Source organism: Bifidobacterium sp. M0307 (assembly GCF_016100445.1).
Lineage (GTDB): Bacteria > Actinomycetota > Actinomycetes > Actinomycetales > Bifidobacteriaceae > Bombiscardovia > Bombiscardovia coryneformis.
The window spans coordinates 1398724-1416320 of sequence record NZ_JACFSL010000001.1 but is presented as its reverse complement, the minus strand read 5'-3'; the positions used below and the strand labels follow the sequence as shown (position 1 = coordinate 1416320).

At 61.2% G+C, this 17597-nt stretch carries 15 protein-coding genes; 13 read left to right on the top strand and 2 right to left on the bottom strand.

Annotated features, from left to right (window positions below):
• Window positions 1-70: 70 nt before the first annotated feature.
• Window positions 71-2170, bottom strand: coding sequence for a P-type ATPase (locus H3V08_RS05930; RefSeq protein WP_198181903.1), 2100 nt, complete (start codon window positions 2168-2170; stop codon window positions 71-73).
• 198 nt (window positions 2171-2368) lie between these two features.
• On the opposite strand from H3V08_RS05930, the gene rmuC reads away from it, so the two are divergent.
• The 11 genes from rmuC to H3V08_RS05875 all read left to right on the top strand — a co-directional run bounded on the left by rmuC (window position 2369) and on the right by H3V08_RS05875 (window position 14202).
• Window positions 2369-3730: a DNA recombination protein RmuC gene (rmuC, locus tag H3V08_RS05925; protein WP_198181902.1), complete on the top strand. Its 1362-nt coding sequence runs from the start codon at window positions 2369-2371 to the stop codon at window positions 3728-3730.
• Window positions 3731-3778: 48 nt separating this feature from the next.
• Window positions 3779-4486 carry an orotate phosphoribosyltransferase gene (locus H3V08_RS05920; protein ID WP_198181901.1) on the top strand — a complete coding sequence of 236 codons (708 nt, stop codon included), beginning with the start codon at window positions 3779-3781 and terminating at the stop codon, window positions 4484-4486.
• Window positions 4483-5211 carry a TrmH family RNA methyltransferase gene (locus H3V08_RS05915; protein ID WP_033491171.1) on the top strand — a complete coding sequence of 243 codons (729 nt, stop codon included), beginning with the start codon at window positions 4483-4485 and terminating at the stop codon, window positions 5209-5211. The genes H3V08_RS05920 and H3V08_RS05915 overlap by 4 nt, the downstream gene beginning before the upstream one ends.
• Window positions 5212-5310: 99 nt before the next feature.
• On the top strand, window positions 5311-6294 hold the full coding sequence (locus H3V08_RS05910; protein WP_198181900.1) for an ATP-binding cassette domain-containing protein: 984 nt from the start codon (window positions 5311-5313) through the stop codon (window positions 6292-6294).
• The gene (locus H3V08_RS05905) at window positions 6291-7235 is read left to right on the top strand and encodes a hypothetical protein (protein WP_198181899.1); all 945 of its coding nucleotides are present in this window, start codon (window positions 6291-6293) and stop codon (window positions 7233-7235) included. Before H3V08_RS05910 ends, H3V08_RS05905 begins: the two co-directional genes overlap by 4 nt.
• Before the next feature lie 172 nt (window positions 7236-7407).
• Complete coding sequence (gatC, locus tag H3V08_RS05900) at window positions 7408-7704, top strand: Asp-tRNA(Asn)/Glu-tRNA(Gln) amidotransferase subunit GatC (protein WP_033491175.1); 297 nt, start codon at window positions 7408-7410, stop codon at window positions 7702-7704.
• Window positions 7705-7712: 8 nt separating this feature from the next.
• Window positions 7713-9263 carry an Asp-tRNA(Asn)/Glu-tRNA(Gln) amidotransferase subunit GatA gene (gene gatA / locus H3V08_RS05895; protein WP_198181898.1) on the top strand — a complete coding sequence of 517 codons (1551 nt, stop codon included), beginning with the start codon at window positions 7713-7715 and terminating at the stop codon, window positions 9261-9263.
• Window positions 9264-9287: 24 nt separating this feature from the next.
• Window positions 9288-10787, top strand: coding sequence for an Asp-tRNA(Asn)/Glu-tRNA(Gln) amidotransferase subunit GatB (gene gatB, locus H3V08_RS05890; RefSeq protein WP_198181897.1), 1500 nt, complete (start codon window positions 9288-9290; stop codon window positions 10785-10787).
• Window positions 10788-10996: 209 nt separating this feature from the next.
• A complete protein-coding gene (locus H3V08_RS05885) occupies window positions 10997-12046 on the top strand; it encodes a GNAT family N-acetyltransferase (RefSeq protein WP_232340428.1) in 1050 nt (349 codons plus the stop codon).
• Entirely contained in the window at window positions 12043-12357 is a 315-nt protein-coding gene (locus H3V08_RS05880; RefSeq protein ID WP_033491179.1) for a DUF2469 domain-containing protein, read from the top strand. The genes H3V08_RS05885 and H3V08_RS05880 overlap by 4 nt, the downstream gene beginning before the upstream one ends.
• A gap of 258 nt (window positions 12358-12615) precedes the next feature.
• On the top strand, window positions 12616-14202 hold the full coding sequence (locus H3V08_RS05875; RefSeq protein WP_198181896.1) for an NAD(P)/FAD-dependent oxidoreductase: 1587 nt from the start codon (window positions 12616-12618) through the stop codon (window positions 14200-14202).
• Here the strand turns inward: H3V08_RS05875 and H3V08_RS05870 are convergent.
• The gene (locus tag H3V08_RS05870; protein WP_198181895.1) at window positions 14168-14854 is read right to left on the bottom strand and encodes a TetR/AcrR family transcriptional regulator; all 687 of its coding nucleotides are present in this window, start codon (window positions 14852-14854) and stop codon (window positions 14168-14170) included. The two genes, H3V08_RS05875 and H3V08_RS05870, sit on opposite strands and share 35 nt — an antisense overlap.
• Window positions 14855-15039: 185 nt before the next feature.
• Here H3V08_RS05870 and rho point away from each other — a divergent pair, with 185 nt between their 5' ends.
• Together rho and H3V08_RS05860 are read left to right on the top strand one after the other, a co-directional pair.
• Window positions 15040-16974 carry a transcription termination factor Rho gene (gene rho, locus H3V08_RS05865; RefSeq protein ID WP_198181894.1) on the top strand — a complete coding sequence of 645 codons (1935 nt, stop codon included), beginning with the start codon at window positions 15040-15042 and terminating at the stop codon, window positions 16972-16974.
• A gap of 134 nt (window positions 16975-17108) precedes the next feature.
• A complete protein-coding gene (locus H3V08_RS05860) occupies window positions 17109-17462 on the top strand; it encodes a chorismate mutase (RefSeq protein WP_198181893.1) in 354 nt (117 codons plus the stop codon).
• Window positions 17463-17597: the final 135 nt, after the last annotated feature.

The following is a 17597-nucleotide window of genomic DNA, read 5'->3' as shown; positions in this document are numbered from 1 at the left end:
GCACTCCGTAGTTGTTATCGGAGTGCCGGCCTTTACTATGCGGAATCAGAACAGGATGCCATCGCCAGGTCTAACGGGTGTTGGGGTTGTCGGGATTCCACTGGCTGTCGACGATGATCTGGGGCCGACGCGCCGCCACTGTGGGCAGGTGGTCGGTGTCGATTTGGGCCAGGCCCCTCCAGCTTCGACGAAGGTGATGGAGATGGTGCAGGCGGCGGGTGTTTGCCATAGGCAGGATGGCGGCAATGGCCGCTGCCGCCGGGGCGATCATCGGATTGAGCATCCAGCCGAAGAGCGGATAAAGAACGCCTGAGGCGACAATCAGCGCCGCGATGTTGTAAACGGTCGACCAGGTCAGGTTCTCTTTGACTATTCGCTTTGTGGCTTGGCTCAGTTCGATGGCGCGGGCAATGCCGTCCAGGTCTCCGTTGCGCAGAATCAGGTCGGGTTCCGTATCTGAGGTGGATTCCCGCCCGGGTCGGGTCCCAAAGGAGATGTGGACCTGGGCCCTCTTCATGGCTTCGGGCTGGTCGTGGCTGTCTGCGGCCAGGGCCACCAGCCTGTCCGGACTGGGGGTGTGGCTCGTGTCTTCGATTCCATCGGAGGGGGCATCGCCCGTATGCTTCCCCAGGTCATGAATCAGCCGTTCCAGACAGTAGGCCTTACGGGTATCAGACAACTGGGTGACCAGCATATCCACTCCGGCAACCCGGGCTGCGCGCTCAATGCGTGCGCTGATGCTGTGACCTGATGCCTTGTCCGTTTCGGCCCTGGTGCCGTCCAGGACCAGGCTCATGACTTTCAGGGAGCGCAGGTGTGTGGCCGCCCGGATAAGGGATTCCTCGCATACCTGTGCCCCATCGGAGGAGTCTGACTGATCAGCCAGGGCCGAATCGTCTACGGCCACGGCCGCAACCCGACTCAGATTGCTCATGGCCCTGGGTGAGGTGAAGAGGACTCCGTTCTGTATCCCGGTATTCAGAGCCGTTCTGAACGCCAGAGGTACGGTCACGGTGGCTGCCGTCGGGCAGGTTACGGCCAGGACGCAGAAGGCGCTGGCGACGGCGTGTGCCAGGTTGGGATCGGGGCCGAAAAGGAGCCAGGCCATCAAGGTCCAGACGGTTGCAATCAGAATCCAGGCGATGGCGGTGTGTATCTTTCGGTCGATGGTGTGCACAGCGGGAGAACGGCCGGTCAAGGCATCGGGAATGACCTGCATGAGTCTGGATACATAGGTGTCCTTGCCCGATGCCTCGACCTTGATGATCAGGTTGCCTTCGACCAGTTTGGTGGAAGCAAGCACATGGTCACCAGGCCCGTACCTGAGGGGGGCCTCCGCGCCGGTCAGCTCCTTTTCGTCGATGGTGGCGAATCCGGCCACCACCTCTCCGTCGTCTGCCAGTCGCTCGCCTTGCCTGACTAGGAGCAGGCTTCCGGTGGCTATGTCGTCCTGGGCCACCTGATGTCCTGTCAGACCGGACCAGGATTCGTCCCCGCTGTCTGTATCCAGTCCCTGGAGTTCCGTAGTGTCGAGCACCCTGCCTGAGCCGGGTCGGGTCCGTGCGAGCAGTTCATATGACCGGGCCAGGGAGGAGTGGGTCCTGACCTCAAGGATCCGAGCAAGGAGGAGAAGGGTGATTACCACGCCCACTACGTCGAAGTATGGGGATCGGGATCCCTCAGGCAGGAGGGAACCGGCCACGCAGGTTGCCAGGCTGTACAGGTAGGCGATGCCGGTTGCCAGGGTGGCCAGGAGATTGGGGGTGCATCGTCGATGCTGTATGGCGCTCCAGCCGTCTAGGATGATGCCGCGTCCACAGTGGAAAAGGACCGGGGTGATCAGGATGGCCTGGATCCAAGGGTTTGCCAGCCATGAGGGGAGGGCATCGGGTGCGAACCGTCCGAAGAGGTCCAGAATCAGGACCGGGGCGGTCAGGATGGTACTGATTATGGCCAGACGCACCAGGTGGTGGCGTTCGGCATCGAGTCCATCGATCCGGCGACCCATATCGGTCCATTCGTCCCGTGCCGGCTCCTCGCCCCCGTCCCCCTCCTGCCCCTGCTTGGCATCCGTGCTGCCCGAGGGCATGAGGAAGTACCGGATGATGAACCAGGTTGCAGCGCAGGCTGCAACAAGACCGACTATCGCCAGAAAGATATCGATACCCACCGGTTCTCCTTCGTCATGGTCTATTGTTTCGGACGTCGCTGTACGGATTCGGGCCTCCGATATGTCTATTTTGCCCTCTTTGCATGGAATGCGTTCCCTGTTCCGACCGTTCCTTGCCGAATAAACTAATTACCTCACTGGTCTTCCTATATGGACATGCTGCCGGGCGGGTCCATGAGATGGGGTTTACTAGAACATATGTTCGATTCTATAGGTTCTGCAATCATCCTTGCTCTGGTTCTCCTGGTCGGGCTTGTCCTTGGAGGGGCAGTCGGCTATGCACTCGGGAAGGCCCAGGGTCGGCAGACCCCCCTGCCTGTTCGGGAGGGGGAGACGGAAGATCTGCGCTCGCAGCTGGAACAGTCCCGGCAGGAACTGCGTGAGTCGGAATCCGCCGCAGTGGAATACAGGACCAGGGTTGATGGACTCAGCCAGGAGTTGGCCTATGTCAAGTCCCAACTGGCCCAGGCCCAGCAGGCTGAACAGGTCCGCCTGGATCGGGAGAGGCTCCGAGCCCAGGCCCAGGAGGAGGAAAAGCGCCACAGACAGGCCGAGGCTCTGCAGGAGGAGAGCAAGGTCCTTTCCGCTTTGGCGCCGGTACAGAAGAACCTGGATGCCCTGCAGCAGAAGGTCTCTCAGATAGAGGAGGGCCGCAAGCAGGAGATGGGCTCCCTGGGGCAGCAGCTCAAGATCCTGGGGGAGCAGCAAGGCAGGCTCGATAAGGAGACCAGCTCCCTGGCATCGGCCCTGCGCAACAACAAGGTCCGTGGGGCCTGGGGTGAGGCGCAGCTCAAGAACATCGTCGAATCCGCAGGGCTGATGGAGCATGTGGACTTCGATACCCAGGTAGTGGTCACCTCGCCGGATGGCAGGACTCTTCGCCCCGACATGGTGGTTCACCTGCCCGGAGGCAAGACCATACCCATCGATGCCAAGGCCCCATACTCGGAGTACCAGCGGGCCTGCGAGATTCCCGATACTGCATCGGATGACGACCTCCGCCGTCGCGACGATCTCCTCAAGGCCCATGCCAAGGCTTTGCGCGACCATGTCAAGACTCTGGGCGACAAGCAGTACTGGAACGCTTTCGACACGGCTCCTGACTTCGTTGTGGCCTTCATACCCAATGACTCCCTCCTTCAGGCCGCTCTGGAAGTGGATCCGACCTTGATGGATGATGCCTTCGCGCAGAAAGTGGCCCTGACCTCCCCGGTCACCCTCTGGGCTGTGCTCAAGTCGGTGGCCTATGCCTGGCAGCAGCAGAACCTGACCGATGATGCCAAGACGCTTTTCACACTGACCCATGAGCTCTATGAGCGGTTCGTCGTACTGGGCGACCGTGCCAACAAGTTGGGCAAGTCCATCACCAGTACCGTTGCCGCCTACAACAATTTCGCCGCCTCGCTGGAATCCAGGGTCCTGGTCACGGCCAGGAAGTTGCAGAACCTGGATCCGACCAAGATCATCGACCCGGTGGATATGATCAATTCCGAAAAGGCCAATCTGCGGGAATTGACCGCTCCGGAGGTTCTGCCTGACGGTCCCCAGGATGAGGCCTGACCTGCCTGGACTGCCTGCCCGTTGGCAACCGGCGTTAGTCTGGTAGGCATGAGCAAGGCAACAGACACAGAACGGACCGGCTCCTTCCGTCCCACCGGGGCCCCCGACCTGGCGCTTGACCAGTCCGCCCGGAGCATGATGGAGCCGATCGATCAGCTGAGGGAACTTCTGTCACGTGAGATTGACGGGCGCCCCTTTACGGAACTCAGCGGGGTCACCTTCGACCATCAGGGTGCGGAGCTGGCCGGTCACGTCCTTCTGGATACCCTCGAAGATGCCGGCTACTCGGTCGATGATTACGATGCAGTCGGTGCCCTGACCGCTGCCGCCGTCCCCCTGGCCGATGCCATGCTCCACGCCGCCGCTTCAAGGGGGCAGGCCCTGAACGCCTTCGTCATGGATTTCGTCTACCCGTCCATCAAAGGACCATCCATTGAGGGGAAGAGGGTCATCCTCCTGGATGCCTGGCTCAGTCAGAAGTCCTATGTGCAGACATCATCACTGGTCACCCTGCGTAAGGGGAACGAACTCAGTCTCGATTGCAGCATCATCCGGCGGCAGGGTGCCGAACCTCTGGCCATCGCCTCCCTGGTCGGAGGGCTCGGCCCTGAAGCCGCTAGTGGGTTGGGCGAGCTCGACGGCGGACTGCCCACCATCCAGGTTGTCGATACGGTCGATGATTCGAAGACCAGCCTGCCCTTCATCTGTGCCTTCAACGAGCAGCAGTTCAACCCGGGCAAGGACCAGGAGCGATGAGGGAACCGAATCCCATCACCCAGGCGGCCAAAGAGTCGGGCGAACCTGTTTTCCGGCAAGTGGGATTGGGGCCCTGGGCCGAAGAACATCCTGATCTGCCCCGCCCGGACAATCCCGGTTCCGTCGCCTATGATCCGAGATTCGACAGCGATCTTCTGGACCAGGGCGATCGACGGAATGTGCTTGATCGCTATCGGTATTGGACTGTTGAGGCCATTCGGGATGATTTGGACCGCAGAGGTCGTCACGGGTTCGAAGTGGCTGTCGAGAACTGGACCCATGACTTCAACATCGGTTCCATGGTCCGCACGGCCAACGCCTTCGCCGCAGGTCGGGTCCACATCGTCGGCCCCCACAAGTGGAACCGCAAGGGTGCCCTGATGACCGAGCTGTACCAGCACGTGGTCCACCATCCCAGTATCGATACCATGGTCGATGACCTGCGAGACGAGGCCGGCAGGTCCGGTATCCCCATGCCCAGGCTGATCGCCATCGACAATGTGCCCGGTGCCGTTCCCATCGAGACCTACGACTTCCCGGATCGTTGCCTGATGATTTTCGGAGCCGAAGGGCCGGGTCTTTCCCAGAAGGCCCTGGACCTGGCCGATGATGTGGTCTATATCTCTCAGTTCGGTTCCGTCCGCTCCATCAATGCCGGGGCCGCTGCCGCCGTGGCCATGCATTCCTGGATTGCCCAGCGTGCAGGGGGCGGACGCCTTTCCTGAGGTTTCGGTGTGCATACGTGCCGCCCGTACCTCATTTGCATTGGCGTGGGGCCGGGCGGATGCACGACAGGTGTAGTGAGAAACTGTTATGCTCAGGACATGATAGAGGTTGAACATCTGACTAAGAGCTTTCGTGGCAAAAAGGCCATAGATGATGTCACCTTCACAGTCCCGGATGGCCGCGTCACCGGTTTCCTCGGACCAAACGGGGCTGGAAAATCCACCACCATGCGGGCCTGCCTGGCCTTGATCAAGCCTGAAAAAGGGCGTGCTCTGATAGACGGCAGGCCTTTCAACAAACTCGAGTCACCGATGACTTCGGTCGGGGCGGTGCTCAATCCCAGGTCAGCCCACAAGTCGCGCTCGGCTTATGCCCATCTGCGTTCCCTGGCCGCCTCAAACGGGATTCCTGTGGCTCGGGTCGACGAGGTCATGGAGATGGTGGGACTGACAGGCGTAAAGAACAAGAGCGCCGGCTCCTTCTCCCTGGGTATGAGTCAAAGGCTCTCCATTGCGGCGGCCCTTCTGGGCGATCCCAGGAACCTTGTCCTGGACGAACCCATCAACGGTCTTGATCCCGATGGGGTCAAGTGGGTGCGCGAACTCTGCAGATCCGCTGCCGCCCAGGGCAAGGCGGTCCTCTTGAGTTCCCATCTGATGAGCGAGGTGGCCTTGACCGCCGATGACCTGGTCATCATCGGGCAGGGCCGTATCATGGAGCGAACCACGGTCGACCGCTTCATCCAGGAGCACTCGCACGAATCCATCAGGGCGGTCACTCCTCAACCCAATGAGTTCATGGCCGCCCTGTCAACGGCCGCCGGAATCCACATCACCCGGCTGCCGTCGGACTCGGCATGCCCGCCCGACGCGGCCCTCTTCCGTATAGAGGGGGCGCCTCTGGCGTCAACGGCCACCATCCTGGCCAATGACCAGGTCGTCCTGTACGAGTTCTGCCAGGAGAAGGCCTCGCTGGAGGAGGCCTACATGAAAGCCACCCACGGGCAGGTCGAATATCGGTCCCGGGTTGTTGCCGACCCCGAGGCAGATGCCCGCAACAAGTCGAGGGGAGGCAGGCGATGAGACGTGTGGCGCACAGGGCCCCCGATGGTGCCCGACACATAGTCGATATCCGCGCAGCGTCCACCGGGAACAGGAGGGACCTCGCCCCCTCGCGGGTCCATCTCTCCTTCCTCCGGGCCCTGCATGGCGAAATGCTCAAGCTGAATTCGCTCAAGTCGACATGGATCATGGTCGCCCTGGCCCTGCTCCTTGAGCCTTTCGGAGCCTTCGCCTCGGCCTGGAGCTACAAGTACCTGAGCACGATCAATCCAACAACGGGGAAGCCTCTGAAAACCCCCGCTCCCATAGCCATGTCGGATTACTGGCTATCCACGGGGGCGGGGCTGAGCATGGCCATCATCGTGGTCGGCGTCATGGGTGTTCTCTGCATCAGTTCGGAGTTCACCGGATCCTCCATAACCGCCACCCTGACCAGCAATCCACGTCGCGGCACAGTTCTGGCCGCGAAGGCCACCTACCTGGCCGTCCTGACATGGATAACCTCCCAGATTGGGGTCTTTCTTTCCTGGGCTGCTGTGCAGCTCACCCTTTCAGCACCCGGCAAGACCGAACTCGAGGCCTCCCAGGTATCACTGCCCTGGTTGAACCTCCTGGGTGGTCCCCTCTTCCTGGCGGTTTTCGCCGTCATGGCCCTGGGCATCGGTGCCGCGTGCCGGTCGACTGTCGGCGGTGTCATGACGGTGTTGGGGTTGATTCTGATAGCCCCCATGCTTCTCAGCATCCTTCGGGCGGTAAGCAGGTACTTTGCCTGGTTGGATACCCTGACCAGCATTCTACCGATGGATCTGCTCGGTCTCTTTTTGGGCGGGCAGACTGCACCTCCATCTGACGTTACGGGTTTCCTTCCGCTGTGGTGGCAGGCTGGTCTGATCATGGTTGTGTGGGCGGCGGTCTTCTATTTCCTGGGAACCCTGATCGTGAAAAGGGTCGATATCAGCTGACCAATCCGCCGATTGGCGACGATCGGTTTGGGGACATGACACTGCAATTGGGCCTCTGTATCCGCGACCGATGAGGTGGCCTCCCGGGCGTCTGGACCGTTGCACGACCAGGCTTGGATCACCTCCCGAATGCCGACCCCTTCGTGTCACACAGCACCAATATGATGGGGGTATGCCAACTTTTACACGTGAAGAGATCAAGCATCTGGGCGATCTGGCCCGTATCGCTCTGACCGATGATGAGGCGGACCGTCTCAAGGGCGAACTCAACGTCATCGCCGAATCCATCGCCAAGGTCCAGGAAGTGGCCGGGGATGATGTGCCTCCCACAGCCAATCCGATACCCCTGGAGGCATACCTGCGCCCTGATGAGGCGGAGGAACCCCTGACCCAGGAGGAGGCCCTGTCGGGGGCCCCCGCCACCGAGTCGGGCATGTTCGTGGCACCGCGCATCCTGGGTGAGGAGTGAGTGAATCAATGAGCACTACAGAATTGGTCAAGGAATCCGCCTCCGAGATGGCCCGGCAGCTGCGGGCCAAGGAGATCTCCAGCCGTGAATTGGTCCAGGTCCAGCTTGATGTGATCGAGGCCGCGGAGCCCAGTATCGATGCCTTCCTGCAGGTCTCCGCCGACCAGGCTCTGGAACAGGCCGATGCCTTCGATAAGCGCCTTGCCGCCGGTGAAACCGAGGGCATGTCCGAATTGGCCGGCGTTCCAATCGCCATCAAGGACATGATTGTCACCAAGGGCATCCCCACCACTGCCGCCTCAAGGATTCTCGAAGGCTGGGTGCCTCCCTACGATGCCACGGTCATCGAGAAGATCAAGGCCGCAGGTCTGCCCATTCTGGGCAAGACCAACCTGGACGAGTTCGCTCAGGGGTCGTCCACCGAGCACTCAGCCTACAAGTCCACGCACAATCCCTGGGACACCGAGAGGGTGCCCGGCGGTTCCGGAGGCGGCTCCGCCTCTGCCGTTGCCGCCTTCGAGGCCCCTCTGGCTCTGGGCACCGACACCGGTGGCTCCATTCGCCAGCCCGGAGCCCTTACCGGCACGGTCGGTGTCAAGCCCACCTATGGTGGCGTCTCCCGCTTCGGAGCCATTGCCATGGCCTCTTCCCTGGACCAGATCGGTCCGGTGTCCCGGTCGGTCCTGGACTCCGCACTCCTGCAGGAGCTGATTGGCGGTTACGACCGTCGCGACTCCACCTCCATCCCCAAGCCGGTTCCGCCCCTGGCTGCCGCTGCCCGCGAGGGCATGAAGCGCGACCTGAAAGGCATGAAGGTCGGTCTGGTCAAGGAGCTGGGCGGTGAGGGTTACCAGCCTGGTGTCGAGGCCCGGTTCAATGAGGGAGTAAGACTCCTGGAGGACATGGGTGCCGAGGTGGTTGAGGTCTCCTGCCCCCACTTCCCCTATGCCCTGGCGGCCTATTACATCATCATGCCTTCCGAGGTGTCCTCCAACCTGGCCAGGTATGACGGCATGCGCTACGGCATGCGGGTCATGCCTCCGGAAGGGGTTGAACGGACCGCGGCCAACATGATGTCGGCAACCCGCGAGGCCGGGTTCGGTGATGAGGTCAAGCGACGCATCATCCTGGGTATCTACGCCCTTTCCGCCGGTTACTACGATGCCTGGTACGGGTCGGCGCAGAAGGTGCGCACCCTGATTATCAGGGACTTCGAACAGGCCTTCGAGAAGGCCGATGTCCTGGTCTCGCCCACCTCGCCCACAACCGCCTTCAAGTTCGGCGATAAGATGGACGACCCCCTGGCCATGTATCTGAACGATGTGGCCACCATCCCGGCCAACATGGCAGGCTCGCCCGCCATGTCGATCCCGGCCGGACTCAGTGATGACGGTCTGCCGGTGGGCTTCCAGTTCTTCGCCCCCCAGATGCGTGACGAGGTCATGTACAAGCCCGCTGCGGCCTTGGAGGCGGCTCTCCAGGAGCAGTGGGGCGGCCCGGTCTTCAAGGACCTCAAGGCCCCGTGGCTGGACGGCCTCACCAACGGATCTGCCAAGTAGGCATCGGAAGGAAACGGAATCACAATGGCTGAAAAACTCATGAAGTATGCCGATGCCGTGGCCAAGTACGACCCGGTGTTCGGCCTGGAGGTGCATGTCGAGCTCTCCACCAACACCAAGCTCTTCTGCCCGGCCCATATCGAGTTCGGCGGTGAGCCCAACTCCCAGCTGACCCCGGTGTCCCTGGGTCTGCCCGGCAGCCTGCCAGTGGTCAACAAGACCGCCATAGACTATGCCGTCAAGCTGGGTCTGGCCCTGCACTGCCAGATCAACGAGTGGAGCCAGTTCGCCAGGAAGAACTACTTCTACCCGGATATGCCCCGCGACTATCAGATATCCCAGTACGACAAGCCCCTGAACGGGGAGGGATACCTGGACGTGGAGCTGGACGATGGGTCCATCTTCCGCGTGCCCATCGAGCGTGCCCACGTTGAGGACGATGCCGGCAAGAACACCCATCTCGGTGGTGCCGATGGCCGTATCGAGGGCGCCGATCACTCCCTGGTTGACTACAACCGTGCCGGTGTGCCCCTGGTCGAGATCGTCACCAAGCCCATCGAGGGCGCCGGGGATCGCGCCCCCGAGGTTGCCGGGGCCTATGTGCGCGCCATCAGGGACATCGTGCGGTCCCTGGGCATCTCGCACGCCCGGATGGAGCAGGGCAATATGAGGGCGGACGTCAACGTCTCCCTTCATGCCGGTCCCGATACTCCGCTGGGTACCAGGTCCGAGACCAAGAACGTCAACACCTTCAAGGGCATCGAGAAGACCCTGACCTACGAGATTCGTCGTCAGGCAGCCCTGCTTGAATCCGGTGGGGAGGTCCTCCAGGAGACCCGCCACTGGGATGAGTCCACCCAGACCACGGCCGGTGGTCGCGTCAAGACCGACGCCAATGACTACCGTTACTTCCCCGATCCCGACCTGGTCATGGTTCATGTGACCAAGGACCATATCGAGGAGCTCAAGGCCGAGATGCCTGAGATGCCTCGTGAGCGCAGGGCCCGACTGAAGCAGGAGTGGGACTTCACCGATCGGCAGATGCAGGATGCGGTCAACGCTGATGCCGTGGACCTGATTGAGGAGACCGTCAAGGCCGGTGCCACGGCCGCCGGTGCACGCAAGTGGTGGCTTGGCGAGATTTCCCGTGAGGCCAATTCCCGCGGGGTCACCCTCCAGGAACTGCCCATCTCGGCCCAGGATGTAGCCGATGTGGAGCAGCTGATTGCTGAAGGAAAACTCAACGACAAGCTGGCCAAGCAGACCGTCTCCGGCGTGCTTGCAGGCGAAGGCGGCCCTGCCGAGGTCGTCAAGAAGCACGGATACCAGGTGGTTTCGGATGATGGTGCCTTGGATGCGGCCGTCGACCAGGCCCTCAAGGACAACCCCGATATCGTGGCCAAGCTCAAAAGCGGCAATATGAAGCCCATGGGCGCCATCATCGGTGCCGTCATGCGTGCCACCAAGGGCCAGGCCGATGCCAAGGCGGTCAACAAGATCGTCATGCAGCGCATCGCCCAGTGACCAATGTTTCGCGCCCCGGGGATTTTCATGGTTTTCCCAGGGGCGCGGGATATGATTAACTGTCATCGCGAGGTGGCGGTCATGGAGGTGACGTGATGTCGACAAGCGGCGGCGGTAATGAGGGACCGCAGACGGAACGCGGGGAATCAGAGGATGTCGAAGGCCGACAGCTGCCTGACCGTATAGAGATTCCTGTCATTCGCGGCGAGATGGTGCATCTGCGCCCGGCTGCGATATCCGATTTGACCGCTATGGACCATCTGGAGGCCTTCTACAATTCGACGGGCATCACCGGCAAGGGGCCTGAGGCCGAGCGGGCGGTGGTCAATGCCTGGGTGCGCAGATCGGTGGCCTGGTCCAAGGGTCTGGCCCCCAAGGAGTCTGGTGTGGGGGACCCTGAGTCCAGGCGTACGCTGGCTTGGGCCATGGTGAGCGATGCCGACTCCAGCCAGAGCGGCGCACCCGATACCAGCAAAACCGGCGGTGTCATCGGCATGATATTTCTCATCGATGTTGACGGTTGGTCGCGTTCCGCGCGGATCCAGGTGGTTCTGGGGAAGGACTTCCGGGGGCGCGGATACTCCCGTGACGCCATGCCCAGGGTTATGACCTACGGGTATGCCGCAGCTCCTACTGGACTTGGGCTCCACCGAATCTGGGTGGCCGTGCCCGAGAAGAACACCAGGTCCATATCCGTATACCAATCACTGGGCTTCATGGTCTCGGGAACCTCCCGCGATGCGCTTTGGGACATCGAGAATGGCAAGTACCAGGATCAGATCGTCATGGATGCCCTGGCCGACGAGTACGACCCCATCCAATCCCTGAACGCGTTCGGAATGCATGTCATCGATGAGAACCCCGGTGTTGCCCAAACCTTGATTGCCCGTGGGTATACCACCGAGGACGGAAGGCGAATGACCGCTGCGGGAGCCCAGCGACATGCCTCCGAGATCGAAGCCGGCCTGGCGGGGAACGCCGCAGAGCACGACCTGATCCGAGCGGCTGGGGAATCCACTGATTTCGAAGTGGGGACACCCGCCTCACCCTCCCCGTCGGAGGACACACCGCGGAGCGGGCCCCATACCGGAGCCGATGGGTCGGAAGCGGACCATGACGAAGAGGGCCAGCCCCAGGAGGGCGGAGGGCACAATTCCTCCGACTGGGCCTACGGGTCCTCCAAGGCCAAGCGGTCCAAGCGGGCCTGGTGGCGAAACCTTGGTCACGGTCGTGACCGTTCCAACGGAGGTGGCCGATGAGCGCCGAGGATCTCGACAACTATGAAACCGATGCCGAGCTGGCCCTGTACAGGGAGTACCGCGATGTCATCAAGCTCTTCACCTATGTGGTCGAGACCGAGCGTCGCTTCTACCTGGCCAACAAGGTCGATTTCAACGTGCGGTCAGCCGGTCAGGATGTGTACTTCGACGTATGCCTCACCGATGCCTGGGTCTGGGATGTCTACCGTTCCAGCCGTTTCGTAAAGAATGTACGTATCGTCACGTTCAAGGATGTCAATGTGGAGGAGGTCCAGAAGACGGACATCGACATCCCCGACTCCCTCTCCTGAGTTCAGGGTCACCTCACCTGGCCCGGTATCGTACCCGGGCTTTCCGGGTCAGAGGGGCAGGGTGGCTGGTGACTTGACCGAGGTAAATCCGATTGTCCCAGCAAATGGATTGTATGGCTTCTGCGGATTCATCTCCGCGGTTGAGTGGGAAGGTTCCGGAATGGCTGGGAATCGTGAGGGAAGTGGTCAAACGACCCGCGGTTCCAGAGTCCTGGGTAGAGTGAACATGATGTATCCGGTTTTCAGGAGGTTGGCAAGGTGAGCAAGCAGTCCGTGGTTATCGTCGGTGGAGGTCCTGCTGGACTGACGGCGGCATGGGAGCTGGTCAAGGACGGCGGAGACGACAAGTACGACGTCACGGTCCTGGAGTCCACCGATACCTTCGGCGGTATCTCGCGCACTGTCAGGCACAACGGGAACCGTATGGACATCGGCGGCCATCGTTTCTTCTCCAAGGACGATCGGATCATGGACTGGTGGAAGGAGGTGCTTCCCCTCCAGGGAGCCCCCTCCTACGACGACAAGAAGCTGGGTCGCCACCACGACCTGGAACCGGGTGGTCCCGATCCCGAGCAGACCGACAGGGTCATGCTCAAGCGTCACCGCGTCTCAAGAATCTACTGGAACCACCACTTCCTGGACTACCCCATCTCCCTTTCGCTCCAGACCTTGCGGGCAATGGGTTTCAAACTGACCATGCAGGCCGGTTTCAGCTACCTGAAGTCCTTGATCCACAAGCTGCCTGAAGACAACCTGGAGAATTTCTACATCAACCGCTTCGGGCGCAAGCTCTATTCCATGTTCTTCGAGGGGTACACTGAGAAGCTCTGGGGCCGTCACCCCCGCGAGATCAGTGCCGACTGGGGTGCCCAGAGGGTCAAGGGACTGAGCATCATGGGCGTGCTCAAGAACGCCTTCCAGAAGCTCCTCCCCAAGAAGCGTGATTCCCACGAGGTCGAGACCAGCCTGATTGAGGAGTTCTGGTACCCCAAGCTCGGGCCCGGTCAGCTCTGGGAGACCGTGGAGCGCCGCAACGTCGAGCATGGCGTCCACGTCATCACCGAAGCCGAGGTGGTGGGACTGAACCAGGAGGATGGGCGCATCTCCTCTGTGATCTACCGGGATGCCGACGGTCAGGAGGTCACTCTCAAGGCCGATCAGATCATCTCGTCCATGCCGGTCAAGGACCTGGTCGAGGCCATCGCCCGTGAGGATTCCTCAGCCGACAAGGAGATGGTCCGCGTTGCAGACGGCCTGCCATATCGTGACTTCGTTACGGTCGGTCTGCTCATCCGTCACCTGCGTATCCGCAACACCACAAAGATGAAGACCCTCGGCGATCCTCCCATTGTTCCGGATTGCTGGATTTACGTGCAGGACCCGGGCTACAAGATGGGTCGCATCCAGATTTTCAACAACTGGAGTCCCTACATGGTAGAGAAGGCGGATGATACCGTCTGGATCGGCCTGGAGTACTTCTGCGAAGAGGGTGATGACTTCTGGAACATGAGCGACAAGGAGGCCACGGACTTCGCCATTAAGGAACTGACCAGGATGGGAATCATCAACGGTCCCACCGACGTGATGGATTCCCACCGTGAACGGGTGGCCAAGGCCTACCCCGCCTACTTCGACACCTACGACGAGATGCCCGGACTGGTCGAGTGGCTGGATTCCTTCGGAAACCTCTACTGCGTGGGCCGCAATGGGCAGCACCACTACAACAACCAGGACCACTCCATGGCCACTTCCATGGAGGCCGTCAAGAACATCAAGTCCGGTAGGACGGACAAGGCCAACGTCTGGAACGTCAACACCGAGCAGTCATATCACGAAGAGAAGTAATCGCCTGGGGCATCTTCAGGGGCCGTCCCAGCAGCTGGGAGAGGAAGGCCACGGCCCCCTCGAAGAGAACTGCGTACATCTCGTCCTCGTTTGACGTGTCCAGGGCCATTTTCCTGTTGTCGATTACCGATGACATCCCATCACTGATCAGCCAGGCCAGTGTTTCGGTGTCGATTGCATCGGTCAGCACGGTCCGGGGCAGTTTTCCCTGCTCCAACCAGCGGCTCAGGGCCTGGGCGAGGTGGGAGATTATCTTCGTCATGAACCCGTTTACCAGATTCGCATTTGAACCCAGGTAGTTGTACCAGTTCTCGTTGTCGGCGAACGCCTCGCTCAGTTTCTGGATCCCGGCGATGAGCGGGATGGCAACACCGTCAAGGACATCCTGCACATCAAGGGAGGGGTCGTCCAGGATTTCGATGGCATCCTGGGCCTGGCGGTCGAAGTATGTACTCAGACAAGCATTGACCAGGTCGTCCTTGGACTCGAAGTAGTAATAGAAAACACTCATGCCGACACCCTTGCCGTCGTTCATGGCCTTGATGATATCGCGTAGCGAGGTGGTGGTTACACCGTTTTGGGTGAAGAGCCGCATGGCGGTCTCCACGAATTCACGACGGCGGTCTATGCGAGCTTTGTTTCTCTTGTCCACAATGGACAGTTTACGGCCTTAATGACACGCGGGGCCTGTGCTTGCGGGAATCCGGGCCTCGTTGTATCCTTTATTTAAGTTCGAACGGTTGAATCAGTATCGATCTTTCATTAGCGGTTTACCCGCATATTCTCAAGCTATTTGCCTGGTTGTGTTTGGCATGGCGTAGGAAAGGCAATATAACAGTGGCAACAAGCCAAGATTTACATTCTATGAAACTGCCTGAGCTCAAGGAACTGGCCAGACAGTTGGGTTTGCGTGGCATTTCCACCATGCGTAAGCCGGTCCTGATCGAGACCATAGAGGCCGCCCGTACCGGTGGCGAGGCCCCGGCAGGCGTTACCGTCAGGACTCCGGAGTCCGCGCCCCAGGCCAGGAAAGATGCAACCAGGTCCGATGTGGAAGTGTCCGTCAAGGAAATGGATCTGGATGGTTCCGATGAGGGGACCTCAGGCATGGAAGGCCGGACCACAGCGTCGCAGCAGAAGAGCTCGGACCGTCAGGACGGAAAGAAGATCGGCGACCTCTTCGATGTTCTGGGCATCGATGAGAAGGCCTCCGTCCACAAGGAAGGTCGGGACGGCAAGGAGGGAAGGTTCCCCCACACCGTGGCCGACGAGGAGAACGTGATCATCTCCCGCCGCCGTCATCGTTCCACTGATTCGACGCGTGGCAATAGGGCCGCCCGTTCTCGTAACGAGCGCGACCATGAGCGTGAGCCCGAGGGCAGCGAGGAGCAGGGCAGCGGAAACGTGCGTAATCTGGACGATATCCTGGCCGCCCTGCCCGCGCGCAATGACCACTCCCGCAAGCGTTCCTATGAGGAGGGCCGCGAGTACCGGCACAACTCCTTCGACCGTCGCAATCGTAATGAGCGCACCGATCGTACCGATCGGAACGACCGGCACAACAGTCGCAACAACCGCCGCAACTCCCGTGACTTCGAGCCCAGGGAGGAGCGGCGAGAGAGCTTCAAGGCAGAGGACATGGTCCCGGTGGCGGGCATCATCGATGTGCTGGACTCCTATGCCTTCGTGCGCACCTCCGGGTACCTGCCCGGCCCCAACGACGTCTATGTTTCCATGGGCCAGGTCAAGAAGTACGGCCTGCGCAAGGGCGATGCCGTCCACGGCTCCATCCGCCCCCCGCGCGAGGGTGACCACCGTAACCAGAGGCAGAAGTTCGTTCCCCTGCAGGCCATCGACACCATCAACGGGATGAGCGTCGAGGATGCCGGTGACCGTCCCCACTTCAACAAGCTGACCCCTCTCTATCCGCAGGAGCGCATGCGGATGGAATCCCAGCCCACGAACATCACCGGTCGTCTGATCGACATCGTTGCCCCCATCGGCAAGGGCCAGCGAGGTCTTATCGTTTCGCCCCCCAAGGCAGGCAAGACCCTGACCCTCCAGTCCATCGCCAACTCCATCAGTGCCAACAATCCCGAGGTTCACCTGATGGTGGTCCTGGTCGACGAGCGCCCGGAAGAGGTCACGGACATGGAGCGCACGGTCCAGGGTGAAGTCATCTCCTCCACCTTCGACCGTCCGGCGACCGACCATACGACAGTCGCCGAGCTGGCCATCGAGCGCGCCAAGCGCCTGGTGGAGCTGGGCCAGGATGTGGTGGTCCTCCTTGACTCCATGACCAGACTGGCCCGGGCCTACAACATAGCGGCACCGGCCTCCGGACGTATCCTCTCCGGCGGTGTGGATGCCCAGGCCCTGTACCCGCCCAAGCGTTTCTTCGGTGCCGCCCGCAACATCGAAAACGGCGGATCCCTCACCATCATCTCCTCGGCCCTGGTGGAGACCGGGTCCAAGATGGACGAGGTCATCTTCGAAGAGTTCAAGGGAACCGGCAACATGGAGCTGCGCCTGACCCGTGACCTGGCCGACAAGCGCATGTTCCCCGCCATCGACATCAATGCTTCCGGCACCCGCCGTGAAGAACTGATCACCTCACCCGATGAGCTGGCCGTGGTTTACCGGCTGCGTCGTCTCCTGGGCGGCATGGAGACCGAGCAGGCCTACCAGACCCTGGTGCCGAGGTTGAAGAAGACGGCCACCAACCGCGACTTCCTCGCTGCCATCAACCAGTCCATGCTGGGTCAGAAGTAGCCTGCGCCGACCGGCCCATGCCGGTCACCAAGCGTCATTGCTGCAGGGTCGTCCCCATCCGGTTCCAACGGATGGGGACGACCCTTGCTGTATCCGCGTCCTGCCAATCAGGTCAGGCGATAGACTGGGATGTTATGAGCAACCAGGAAGCAGAGACTTCGATTCATGACCAGGCCGGGGCGGGGGACCCGGAGGTGGCGAATCGGGCCCGTGAGGTGGAAGAACTCCGAGCCGGCGTGGACAATATCGATGCTGCGGTTATCCACATGCTGATCGAGCGTTTCCGGGTGACCAGGCAGATAAGCCACCTGAAGGCCGAGGCGGGTTTCGCCCCCGCGGATCCGGGGCGGGAGTCGGAACAGGTGGAGCGTCTGCGTTCCCTGGCCCAGGACGGCGGGTTGGATCCCGACCTGGCCGAGGCCTACCTGCACCTGGTGGCGGATGCCGCCAAGCGCATCCATTCCCGCGTGGCAGGGGGAGAGGCGTAGGGGTATCCTCTCCCGGCATCCGCCAGACGGAGGCGGACATTTCCGAGACGCATGGAAGGCAAGAGCGCCTGTGGAACCGGCAATCCGCCCGGTTCCACAGGCGCTCTTGTGTACCGTTTGTGGGGAGGAAAATCG

Bases quoted from the DNA above. Each gene is read 5' to 3' on its own strand.
- rmuC (WP_198181902.1), top strand. From the start codon at position 2,369: ATGTTCGATTCTATAGGTTCTGCAATCATCCTTGCTCTGGTTCTCCTG.
- H3V08_RS05920 (WP_198181901.1), top strand. From the start codon at position 3,779: ATGAGCAAGGCAACAGACACAGAACGGACCGGCTCCTTCCGTCCCACC.
- H3V08_RS05915 (WP_033491171.1), top strand. From the start codon at position 4,483: ATGAGGGAACCGAATCCCATCACCCAGGCGGCCAAAGAGTCGGGCGAA.
- H3V08_RS05910 (WP_198181900.1), top strand. From the start codon at position 5,311: ATGATAGAGGTTGAACATCTGACTAAGAGCTTTCGTGGCAAAAAGGCC.
- H3V08_RS05905 (WP_198181899.1), top strand. From the start codon at position 6,291: ATGAGACGTGTGGCGCACAGGGCCCCCGATGGTGCCCGACACATAGTC.
- gatC (WP_033491175.1), top strand. From the start codon at position 7,408: ATGCCAACTTTTACACGTGAAGAGATCAAGCATCTGGGCGATCTGGCC.
- gatA (WP_198181898.1), top strand. From the start codon at position 7,713: ATGAGCACTACAGAATTGGTCAAGGAATCCGCCTCCGAGATGGCCCGG.
- gatB (WP_198181897.1), top strand. From the start codon at position 9,288: ATGGCTGAAAAACTCATGAAGTATGCCGATGCCGTGGCCAAGTACGAC.
- H3V08_RS05885 (WP_232340428.1), top strand. From the start codon at position 10,997: ATGGTGCATCTGCGCCCGGCTGCGATATCCGATTTGACCGCTATGGAC.
- H3V08_RS05880 (WP_033491179.1), top strand. From the start codon at position 12,043: ATGAGCGCCGAGGATCTCGACAACTATGAAACCGATGCCGAGCTGGCC.
- H3V08_RS05860 (WP_198181893.1), top strand. From the start codon at position 17,109: ATGAGCAACCAGGAAGCAGAGACTTCGATTCATGACCAGGCCGGGGCG.